Raw genomic sequence first — 9,937 nt, 5'->3', positions numbered from 1 at the left:
ACTTCTCGGCAGGGTTCGTTGCGGCAGGGTTCGTTGCGGCAGGGTCCGTTGCGGCAGGGTCCTTTCCGGCGGCGTCGTTTTTGGCAGAGGCCGGCGACGCGGCGGCGGCAAAGGTCACGGGGCGGGCCGGACGCTTTCGGCCTGCGGGCCCTTTTCGCCCTCGCCGACTTCGAGTTCCACCCGCTGGCCCTCGTCCAGGGCCCGGTAGCCCTCCCCCGCGATGGCCGACCAGTGCACAAAAACGTCCGCCCCGGAATCGTCCACGGTGATGAAGCCGTAGCCCTTTTCGGCGTTGAACCATTTGACGGTTCCCAATGCCATTGGTGTCCACACTTTCAGTCGGCTTACGGGGCGGCCCACCACGGTGTGCGCCGCGGACTGCAAAACGCAGAATGCACACGCAGTCCGCAAAATACTGTACCCACAGCCCCCGGCCGAAGTGCAGGTCGCTTACGGGTCGGGCGGCTAATAGTTATTCAGGCGTAACAGGGAGGGATTACTGGAAGCCCGGCGCCAGCACTACGACCAGCGGCAGCTCGAATTCGGCCGAGTCAACCACCGTCGGAATGCCCAGGAGTTTTCCGAGGGCTTCGGCGTTACCCTTTTGCGCAGCGCCGCTGTAGAAAACGACCGAGCGCTGCTGGGGCACGCCGCCCCAGTTTCCGGTCGAGCCTACCGTCCAGCCGGCGGTGGTGACGGTCCCGCCTACCCGGTTCGCCAGGCCCGAGGTTGAGGTGGCGTTGAAGACCGCCACGGGCTGTGTCTTGTCGACAGCGGCGGCCGCGGCGGGGGTGGCGGCCGCGGCTGGCGTCTCGCTGGCTGCCGGGCTGGCCGACGCGGGGCTTGCTGTCGGGCTGGCCGACGCCGGGCTGGAGACTGCGGGGCTCGAGGCTGTCGGGGCGGAAGATGCGGCGGCGCTGCTGCCGCCCTGCTCGGCCGATACCGCCTGGGTGTTTCCGGCCGAGGAGATCCCGAGCTTCGGCAGGAACAGGAAGGCCACGAGGCCGACGGCCAGGGCTGCCGCACCAACGGCCAGGATGGGACCCAGACGGCGCCGGCGCCGGGATTCGGCGACTGCGCGGTGGACACCCTGACGTGTGGAGGTCTCCGGGACCCGATCAAATTCATCCCGAGCGTATTTGGTCATGGTAAAAACGACGTCCTTGCATTTTTGACGATTGCCTACGCCGGCATCCGCGCGGGAATCCGCGCGTCCGGTTGTGCTTTACGCGTCTGAGCCCAAGCGGCGGGCGGTGCGCGCACGTTGGCGTGACGTACGTAGTCTACGCAATCTCTTCACCAACATGGGATCTTGGGCCAGCGCATCCTCGGTGTCGATGAGGGCGTTGAGGATCTGGTAGTAGTGCGTCGCGGAGAGGTCGAAGAGCTCCCGGATGGCCTGTTCCTTGGCTCCGGCGTACTTCCACCACTGCCGTTCCAGCGCCAGCATTTGCTGGTCCCGGCTACCCAGCGGCGACTCGGGGCTCGTCCCGGCGGAAACTGATTCCGCCGTGGAAAGGTGTTCTTGCGCTTGTTCGGCCACGACACACTCCCTGGCTGGATCGGCTGAAAAGTCTTCCCCCATGTTACGGGCGAATAACAGGGTTGTCATTTGCCACCCTGCGAGAATGGGCCCTGTGCATACCTCCGACCCGCCTGATTCCGATGCCCTGTTCGAGCTGGAGCCCTCACCGGCCGAAGCAGTTGGCTTCGCTGAGCTGGCGCTGCGGCCGTTGCATGAACTTGTGGCCCCGGACTGGGCCGAGGCGCTGGTTCCGGTGGAACGGCAGCTTCGCGATGTCCTGGCGTTCCTGGGCAGGGAAGTCGCGGAGGGCCACGCGATCCTGCCGCCGCCGTCGAACGTCCTCCGGGCGTTCCGGCAGCCGCTGTCCGCAGTCAGGATACTGATAGTGGGCCAGGACCCCTATCCGACGCCCGGCCATGCCGTCGGGCTGTCCTTCGCCGTGGACGGCGCCACGCGGCCCATTCCGCGCAGCCTCGTGAACATCTACAAGGAACTCGACGCCGATCTGGGTCTTCCGCCGCGGGTCCACGGGGACCTCAGCCGCTGGGCTGACCAGGGGGTACTGCTGCTCAACAGGGTCCTCAGCGTCCGGGCAGGGGCGGCCGGCTCGCACCGGAACAAGGGATGGGAGGCCATAACGGCGGCGGCGATCAGCGCCGTGGCGGACCGCGTCAGAGCCGACGGCACCCCCGCGCCGCTGGTGGCAATCCTGTGGGGCAAGGATGCCGGGGCCGTCCAGCCGTTGCTGGGTTCCACGCCGGTGATCCGCAGCGCCCATCCGAGTCCGCTGTCGGCCGCGCGCGGGTTCTTCGGCTCCCGGCCGTTCAGCCACGCCAATGCCCTGCTCCGGGAGCAGGGGAACGGCACAGTGGATTGGGAACTGCCGCCGCTTCCCTAGCTGGCTTCACAGTCGGGGTCCCGCCCGGGCTTATTGGCTAGGCTTAGCTCCATGACCTCAGTTCCCGCCGCCACCTCGGCCACCCGGAAATCACGCCCGCAGACCAACCTCACGGTGCTGCGCCGCGAGCAGCTCTCGCCGCATATGGTCCGGATCGTTGCCGGCGGCCCGGGCTTCGCCGGCTACGTCAACAACGCCTTCGTGGACCGGTACGTCAAGATCGTGTTCCCCCAGCCCGGTGTCGGCTACCGGGAGCCGCTGGATCTCTGGGAGATCCGCGAGTCCATGCCGCGGGATCAGTGGCCGCACACCCGGACCTACACCGTCCGCTGGGTCGACGAGGCAGCGGCAGAGCTTGCCATCGACTTCGTGATCCACGGCGACCAAGGCCTCGCAGGACCCTGGGCCGCGTCCGCCCAACCCGGCGACATCCTGATCTTCACCGGCCCTGGGGGCGGCTACAACCCGGATCCGGCTGCGGACTGGTACCTGTTTGCGGGCGACGAGTCCGCGCTGCCAGCCATCGGCGCCGCGATCGAATCCTTGCCCGCGGAAGCCCGTGGCCTGGCATTCCTCGAGGTGGACGGCGCCGCCGACATCCAGGGCATCGCCGCGCCGGCCGGTGTGGAGCTGCGCTGGATCTTCCGCGGCGGGGTGCCGGCCGGGGACGGCGAGTTGCTGGTCACTGCAGTGCGCGAGGCCTCCTGGCCGGACGGCCGCGTGCAGGTCTTTGCCCACGGCGAGCGTGGCTACATGAAGGGCCTCCGGGAGGTGCTTTACGCACAGCGGGGGCTGGAGCGCTCCCAGGTCTCCCTGTCCGGATACTGGGCGAAGGGCCGCGTGGAGGACGATTTCCAGGCCGAGAAGAAGCTCCCGATCGGGACGATCTAACGGCGCACGAGCCAAAGGCCCACGAGCTAGCGGCGCCGCGCCCGCCGTCGTTCGTTGCTGGCGAGGCCGCGAGTCAGGGGACGGGCTAGCGTGTCACCGAGGACGATGCCGGCCGCGACCCCCAGCACGATGGCCCCGGCGTTGAGCATCCCGCCGGCGCCCATGAGGATCTCGGATTCCTCAATCGTCAATACATACATGGACCGGAATATGGTGAGTCCGGGGAGTAGGATCAGCGCGGCGGGAACTGCAACCACCAGCTGCGGAGCGCCCATCCGCAGGGCCACCACACGGGCCAGCAGACCGATCACCACGGCGGCCAGGGCCGGTGCGAACCGCGGCCCAATGCCCAGCGCGTCACCGCCGATGAGCACCAGGTAGCCGATGACGCCGACAGCCGCGGTGGGGAGCAGCAGCGTCCAACTGGTCTGTTCGGTGATCCCGATCGCGGCGACGGCGATGGCAATCATGATGCCCACGGCCCACCACGGATACGCCGGCGGGAATGTTTCGGTGACGTCGATCGACTCCATGCCGATCATGTCCCCGACCACGAAGCCGACGGCTATCCCGGCGACGAGCGCGCCGAAGGTCAGCATGGTGGAGACGAACCGGCCGGCCGCCGTGACCGGGAAGCCGTTGATCGCATCCTGCACCGAGGAGACGAGCCGTCCGGTCGGCAGCAGCAGCAGGATGCCACCGACCACCACGATGGCGGGAGGTATCTGGATTCCTATTAAGCCGCCGAAACGCCATAAGAGCAGGGCGATGAAGGTGACCAGGAAGGAACACGCGGCGGTGACGAAGAAGTCCGGGGTGCGCCAGCGCGACAGCTTTCGGGCCAGCAGGCTGACCAGCAGGTTGGAGAGGAAAGCCACGGCTGAGGCTCCGGGGCCGCCACCGAGCACACCGACAAAGACGGCGGAGAAAACCCCGAACGCCACCGTGACCATCCAGCGTGGGAAGGGCTTTGAACTGTGCGTGATTTCCTCGAGCTGGCGCACAGCCTCCTCGCGTCCGATCCCGCCGGCGACGATGTCCGTGACCAGCTGGTGCACCTTGGCCAGGCCCGCGTAGTTATTGGTCCAGGACCGCACGACACGGAGCAGTGTGATGGGCGTCTGGTCCTTGGGGGCGTAGTTGATGGCCACGGACTGGTTGGTGATGTCCACTTCGATGTTCTTCAGGCCCAGCGCGGCCGTGATGGCGATGATGCTGGTTTCCACTTCGAGGGCGCCGGCGCCGTATCGGAACATGGACTCGGCCAGGTGCAGCGCGAAGTCGATGGTCTTGCGCGCGGAGGTGTCCACCCCGCCCACCTGGATCATCGGGTTGGCGTAGGGGCTGCCCGCGAGACGGTCCACGATGCTCATCGGCGCGGTGGGCGGGTTCTCGCCCTGCACCAAACGGCGCAGCATCCGTTTGGCAGCGGCGTTTTGGCGCACCTGCGTGGCCGACATCGGCTCGGTCTTGGGCAGTCCGTCGGTTTGCGGCCTGCGGCGGCCGTCGGGTGGCGTTGTCATTCGTGCGTTTTCGATTTCTGTGGCTGCCGGTCTAGTAGAACTGCTGGCCGGTTCGGCGGGTGTAGAGCTGGCGGGCAACGCGTTCCCCGGCGGCCATCCAGGCCTTGTACTTCAGCGGGCTCAGCACCTGGTCGTAGCAGCCGACAAAGTCGGTCACGGTCTTGCTGAAGCTGGTCTTGAACAGGCCCAGGCCGTGGAACGGGTTGGACGTGTCCTTGAGCTGGTCGCTCGGCGGCGTGCCGCAGAAGTCGTATTCGGTGCAGCCGAGTTCCTGGAGCTGGTTGATCGCCGTCCACTGCACCAGGTGGGAGTCACCGTACTGGTTTCGTTTCTGCAGCGAGCCGCCGTCCTTGTAGGTCGCTTTGCGGCCGTAGTTGATGACGAAGGCGCCAACCGACGGAACTTCGTTTTCGTAGACGAAGAGCAGGCGCCCCTGGCCGCGGCTGATGAAGTTGGTCCAGAACTGGCGGTAGTACTCGTATTCGCGGACCCGGACCTGGGACTTGGCTTCCACGGTGTTGTTCATCAACGCGTACATGGCGCGGAAGTTCTCTTCGGTGGGTTCCATGTTGTGGACCTCCACCCCTTCGCGGATGGCGCGGCGGACCGCGTTGCGGCCGCGGGAGTGCAGGTTGCGCAGCAGCTGGTTCTCTTCCGGGGAGATGTCCAGCAGTGCCGTTGAATCGTTGGGCTGGAGGTTGTGGGTTTTGACCAGGCCGGCGCCTTCGATCACGCGCCTGGCCTCATCGGACAGCACGATGTCCGGCTCAATTTTGATGGCGAAGACTCCGAGCCGTGCCCGCTTCACGAACTCGGCGTTGGCCGCGGCGATGCCGGGGATGTCCTCAACAGCAGCCACATCCGGACCCTTGATCAGGTACCAGAGCTTCCCCAGCAGCGGGAAGGACTTCTCCAGGATGAGGTTGTAGCTCGTGTAGTCGGCCGTCTCGTAGACAAGGTGCAGGGGCTTCCAGCCAAAGTGCTGCTTGACCTCGGCGAAGGCCTCCGACTGCAGGAGATTGCCGCCATTGGGGTTCGCGGTGACGTGGGCGTCCCAGTTGGCGATCTCTTCGGCAGAGGCAAAACGGGCGGTGAATTCACGCAAGGGTGCGGCATCCAATCATTGCGGTACGAGCGTCGGCGGCATGCGGACATGCAGGTTCAAGTCTATCTGCCCGGCCCCCCGCTCCCGGCCGGGGAGGAGCGGCTACGCTGGAAGCATGCCGTCTGATCAGCAATCGTTGACCGCAGGGTCCGGACGCCCGCGGAGCGCGGCCGGGCAGCGTGCGATGGGCCCCCAGCTGCTGGGGCTGCTGGCCTTTCTCGCGGCCTCTGCGCTGGTTGCGGGGCTGGGCGGACTCGCCACCGCCAACAACGTTAACGGCTGGTATGCCACCGCGGACAAGGCTCCCTGGTCGCCGCCGAACTGGCTGTTCGGGCCGGTCTGGAGCGTGCTCTACACCGCGATGGCCGTGGCCGCCTGGCTGGTCTGGCGCAAGCGGGCAGAGGCGACTCGGCCCGCCCTCACCGCTTACGCAGTCCAGCTCGTGCTGAACCTGCTGTGGACGCCGGTCTTCTTCGGCCTCTACCCGGCGCTCGGCACGCCCGCTTTGTGGATCGCTTTCGCGATCATCGTGGCCCTGGCGGTCGCTGTGGGCGTCACCGTGCTGTATTTCGGACCGATCAGCCGCACCGCCGGGCTGCTGTTGCTGCCCTACCTCACCTGGATCGTGTTCGCCTCGTCGCTGAACCTCTGGATGGCACTCAACAACTGAGTCAGCATTCGACGACGTTCACGGCGAGGCCGCCCATGGCGGTTTCCTTGTATTTGGAGCTCATGTCCTTGCCGGTTTCGCGCATGGTGACGATGACCTCGTCGAGGGAGACCCGGTGGGTGCCGTCGCCCCACAGGGCCATCTTGGCGGCGTTGATGGCCTTGGCCGCGGCGATCGCGTTGCGTTCGATGCAGGGAATCTGCACGAGCCCGCCGATCGGGTCGCAGGTCAGTCCAAGGTTGTGTTCCATCGCGATTTCCGCGGCGTTCTCGACCTGCTGGGGTGTGCCGCCCATGACTTCCGCCAGCCCGGCCGCGGCCATCGACGACGCCGAGCCGACCTCGCCCTGGCAGCCGACCTCGGCGCCGGAAATCGAGGCCTGTTCCTTGTAGAGCACCCCGATGGCTGCGGCGGTCAGCAGGAACTTGACGATCGTCTCGTCGCGGTCGGCCTGGGTGGCTTTGTCCATGCCGGGGGCGAAGTGCAGGGCATAGTAGAGCACAGCCGGGATGATGCCGGCGGCGCCGTTGGTGGGGGCTGTGACCACCCGGCCGCCCGAGGCGTTTTCCTCATTCACGGCCAGGGCGATCAGGTTCACCCATTCCTGCCAGTACTTCGGGTCCCGGAAGTCGGGGTCCTGATCCAGGGTTTCTTTCATGAGGCGTTCGTGCCAGTCGGGCGCCCGGCGGCGGACCTTGAGCCCGCCGGGCAGCAGCCCCACGCGCTTCAGGCTGACCTGGACACAGGATTCCATCACGGAGTAAATGTGCAGGAGCCCCTCGCGGATCTGCGCCTCAGTGCGGGAGGCACGCTCGTTGACGAACATGATCTCCCCGATCGAGAGACCCTTGGACTGGCAGCGGCCCAGCAGTTCCGCGGCGGTGCGGAAGGGCAGGGGCAGTTCCTTCTTGGATTCGTCGAGTTCCTTCAGCGCCGCGTCCTCCTCGCCCTCGCGGACGATGAAGCCGCCGCCGACCGAGAAGAACGTCGCCTCGTGCAGGACTGCGCCGTCGGCGCCGGACACGGTGAACGTCATGCCGTTGGTGTGCCGCGGAAGGATGGTCAGCGGGCGCAGGACCATGTCCTGCACCCCGTACGGCAGCGCCACGCCTGTCCCTTCCCCGCCGAGCTGCAGGGTGCCGGTTTCGGCGATCGTGGCGAGGCGTTCCTCCACTTCCTCCGGGAGGATCAGCTCCGGATGGAAACCTTCCAGGCCGAGCAGGATCGCGGTCATGGTGCCGTGGCCGTGACCGGTCGCGGCGAGGGACCCGTACAGGTCCACGCGCAGCGACGCCACCCGCTCCAGCACACCGGACATCTGGAGCTCCCCGGCGAACACCGCCGCAGCCCGCATCGGGCCCACGGTGTGCGAACTGGAGGGCCCTATCCCAATGGAAAAAAGGTCAAAGACTCCAACAGCCATTGTTGTTCCTAACTAGCTCAAACTGTGGCCCGGCAGATGGTCCTGCCGGAAGGCGGTGCGGCCGCCGGAAGGCGGTGCGGCCGCCGGTCGGCGGCGGTCCCGCCGGATGCACGACGCCGAGCGGCAGCTTGTGGCGGCGGCCCGGCGTCGTGATCTGTACTGCTTCTACTACCTGTGATACGGCCCTTAGGCGAGGTTGGCAACCGAGGGGTAGAGCGGGTGGGCGGCGGCGAGGGCCTCCACCCGGTGGCGCAGACCGGAGAGGTCCGCGCCGGCGTCGGCGGTCAGTGCCTCCGCGATGATGTCCGCGACCTCGGCGAACGCCGCCTCGCCGAAGCCACGGGTGGCCAGGGCGGGGGTGCCGATCCGGAGGCCGGAGGTGACCATCGGCGGGCGCGGGTCGAAGGGCACGGCGTTGCGGTTCACGGTGATGTCGATTTCCGCGAGGCGGTCCTCGGCTTCCTGGCCGTTGAGCTCGCAGTTGCGCAGGTCCACCAGGACGAGGTGCACGTCGGTGCCGCCGGAGATCACGTTGATGCCCTTGGCGGTGACGTCCGGCTGGACCAGACGCTCGGCGAGGATCCGGGCGCCGGCGAGGACCCGCTCCTGGCGTTCCTTGAACTCCGGGGACGCGGCGATCTTGAAGGCCACGGCCTTGCCGGCGATCACGTGCTCCAGCGGGCCGCCCTGCTGGCCGGGGAACACGGCGGAGTTGATCTTCTTGGCGATGTCGGCGTCGTTGCTCAGGATGATGCCGCCGCGCGGACCGGCGAGGGTCTTGTGCGTGGTGGAAGTGGTGACGTGGGCGTGCGGCACCGGTGAGGGGTGCAGCCCGGCGGCTACAAGCCCGGCGAAGTGGGCCATGTCCACCATCAGGTAGGCGCCCACGGAATCGGCGATCCGGCGGAACTCGGCGAAGTCCAGCTGCCGGGCGTACGCGGACCAGCCGGCGACGATCAGCTGCGGCTTGTGCTCCTGGGCGAGGCGTTCGACCTCTGCCATGTCGATCCGGTGGTCATCCTCGCGGACCTGGTACGGGATGACGTTGTAGAGCCGGCCGGAGAAGTTGATCTTCATGCCGTGGGTGAGGTGGCCGCCGTGCGCCAGGTTCAGGCCCATGATGGTGTCCCCCGGGCGGATCAGGGCGTGCATCACGGAGGCGTTGGCCTGCGCGCCGGAGTGCGGCTGGACGTTGGCGTATTCGGCGCCGAACAGGGCCTTGACCCGGTCGATCGCGAGCTGTTCGATCACGTCAACGTGCTCGCAGCCGCCGTAGTAGCGCTTGCCCGGGTAGCCCTCGGCGTACTTGTTCGTCAGCACCGAACCCTGCGCCTGCATCACGGCCCTGGCGGTGTGGTTCTCCGAGGCGATCATCTCCAGGCCGTCGCGCTGGCGGGTGAGCTCGTCGTCGATCTTTGCGGCGATCTCCGGGTCCAGGGCGGACAGGTCCGCGTCCAGGGATGCGGAGATAACCTGCTGGAAGCTGGTGGTTGCCCCGGCCGCGCTCACAGTTCGCCGCCGTTCTTGGATGCGTACTCCTGGGCCGAGAGCAGCGGCCCGTCGGACTCGGCGGCGACCTTAAAGAGCCAGCCGGCACCGTACGGGTCGCTGTTGATCAGCGCGGGGTCATCGACGACGGCCGGGTTGATCTCGGTGACCTCGCCCGTGACGGGGGCGTACAGGTCGGAGACGGACTTGGTGGACTCGACCTCGCCGCAGGTCTCCCCCGCGGTCACCGTGGCGCCGACCTCAGGCAGGTCCACATAGACGATGTCGCCCAGCGCATCCGTGGCGACGGCCGAGATGCCGATGGACACAAGGTTCCCGGCTTCCCGCGCAACCCACTCGTGCTCGTCGGAGTACTGCAGTTCAGGGGCAACTTTAGCCATGTTTTTTCCTAAG

At 67.2% G+C, this 9,937-nt stretch carries 11 protein-coding genes; 3 read left to right on the top strand and 8 right to left on the bottom strand.

Annotation, left to right across the window (positions count from 1 at the left end; genetic code table 11):
- Positions 1–114: 114 nt before the first annotated feature.
- From BJQ90_RS14675 to BJQ90_RS14665, 3 genes are all read right to left on the bottom strand, one after another.
- Positions 115–321, bottom strand: coding sequence for a cold-shock protein (locus tag BJQ90_RS14675; protein ID WP_226760976.1), 207 nt, complete (start codon positions 319–321; stop codon positions 115–117).
- A gap of 175 nt (positions 322–496) precedes the next feature.
- The gene (locus BJQ90_RS14670) at positions 497–1,147 is read right to left on the bottom strand and encodes a LytR C-terminal domain-containing protein (RefSeq protein ID WP_226760975.1); all 651 of its coding nucleotides are present in this window, start codon (positions 1,145–1,147) and stop codon (positions 497–499) included.
- Positions 1,148–1,225: 78 nt separating this feature from the next.
- A complete protein-coding gene (locus BJQ90_RS14665) occupies positions 1,226–1,543 on the bottom strand; it encodes a DUF3263 domain-containing protein (RefSeq protein WP_226760974.1) in 318 nt (105 codons plus the stop codon).
- Between the two features lie 85 nt (positions 1,544–1,628).
- Between BJQ90_RS14665 and BJQ90_RS14660 the strand changes: the two genes are divergently transcribed.
- On the top strand, positions 1,629–2,423 hold the full coding sequence (locus BJQ90_RS14660) for a uracil-DNA glycosylase (protein ID WP_226760973.1): 795 nt from the start codon (positions 1,629–1,631) through the stop codon (positions 2,421–2,423).
- A 51-nt stretch (positions 2,424–2,474) separates the two neighbouring features.
- On the top strand, positions 2,475–3,314 hold the full coding sequence (locus tag BJQ90_RS14655) for a siderophore-interacting protein (protein WP_226760972.1): 840 nt from the start codon (positions 2,475–2,477) through the stop codon (positions 3,312–3,314).
- Positions 3,315–3,340: 26 nt separating this feature from the next.
- Here the strand turns inward: BJQ90_RS14655 and BJQ90_RS14650 are convergent, their stop codons facing one another.
- Both BJQ90_RS14650 and BJQ90_RS14645 read right to left on the bottom strand, forming a co-directional pair.
- Positions 3,341–4,837, bottom strand: coding sequence for a threonine/serine ThrE exporter family protein (locus BJQ90_RS14650; RefSeq protein WP_226760971.1), 1,497 nt, complete (start codon positions 4,835–4,837; stop codon positions 3,341–3,343).
- A 31-nt stretch (positions 4,838–4,868) separates the two neighbouring features.
- On the bottom strand, positions 4,869–5,942 hold the full coding sequence (locus BJQ90_RS14645) for a lipid II:glycine glycyltransferase FemX (RefSeq protein ID WP_226760970.1): 1,074 nt from the start codon (positions 5,940–5,942) through the stop codon (positions 4,869–4,871).
- 115 nt (positions 5,943–6,057) lie between these two features.
- Between BJQ90_RS14645 and BJQ90_RS14640 the strand changes: the two genes are divergently transcribed.
- Positions 6,058–6,612: a TspO/MBR family protein gene (locus BJQ90_RS14640; RefSeq protein ID WP_413463690.1), complete on the top strand. Its 555-nt coding sequence runs from the start codon at positions 6,058–6,060 to the stop codon at positions 6,610–6,612.
- A 1-nt stretch (position 6,613) separates the two neighbouring features.
- Here the strand turns inward: BJQ90_RS14640 and BJQ90_RS14635 are convergent, their stop codons facing one another.
- The 3 genes from BJQ90_RS14635 to gcvH all read right to left on the bottom strand — a co-directional run bounded on the left by BJQ90_RS14635 (position 6,614) and on the right by gcvH (position 9,924).
- A complete protein-coding gene (locus BJQ90_RS14635; protein WP_226760969.1) occupies positions 6,614–8,035 on the bottom strand; it encodes an L-serine ammonia-lyase in 1,422 nt (473 codons plus the stop codon).
- 186 nt (positions 8,036–8,221) lie between these two features.
- Positions 8,222–9,544: a serine hydroxymethyltransferase gene (gene glyA / locus BJQ90_RS14630; protein WP_319004642.1), complete on the bottom strand. Its 1,323-nt coding sequence runs from the start codon at positions 9,542–9,544 to the stop codon at positions 8,222–8,224.
- Complete coding sequence (gcvH, locus tag BJQ90_RS14625) at positions 9,541–9,924, bottom strand: glycine cleavage system protein GcvH (RefSeq protein ID WP_226760968.1); 384 nt, start codon at positions 9,922–9,924, stop codon at positions 9,541–9,543. Before gcvH ends, glyA begins: the two co-directional genes overlap by 4 nt.
- Positions 9,925–9,937 lie beyond the last annotated feature (13 nt).

The sequence above is a fragment of the Arthrobacter sp. SO3 genome (genome assembly GCF_020532825.1).
In the GTDB taxonomy this organism is placed as follows: Bacteria; Actinomycetota; Actinomycetes; order Actinomycetales; family Micrococcaceae; genus Arthrobacter.
This window is presented reverse-complemented; position numbering and strand designations above follow the sequence as displayed.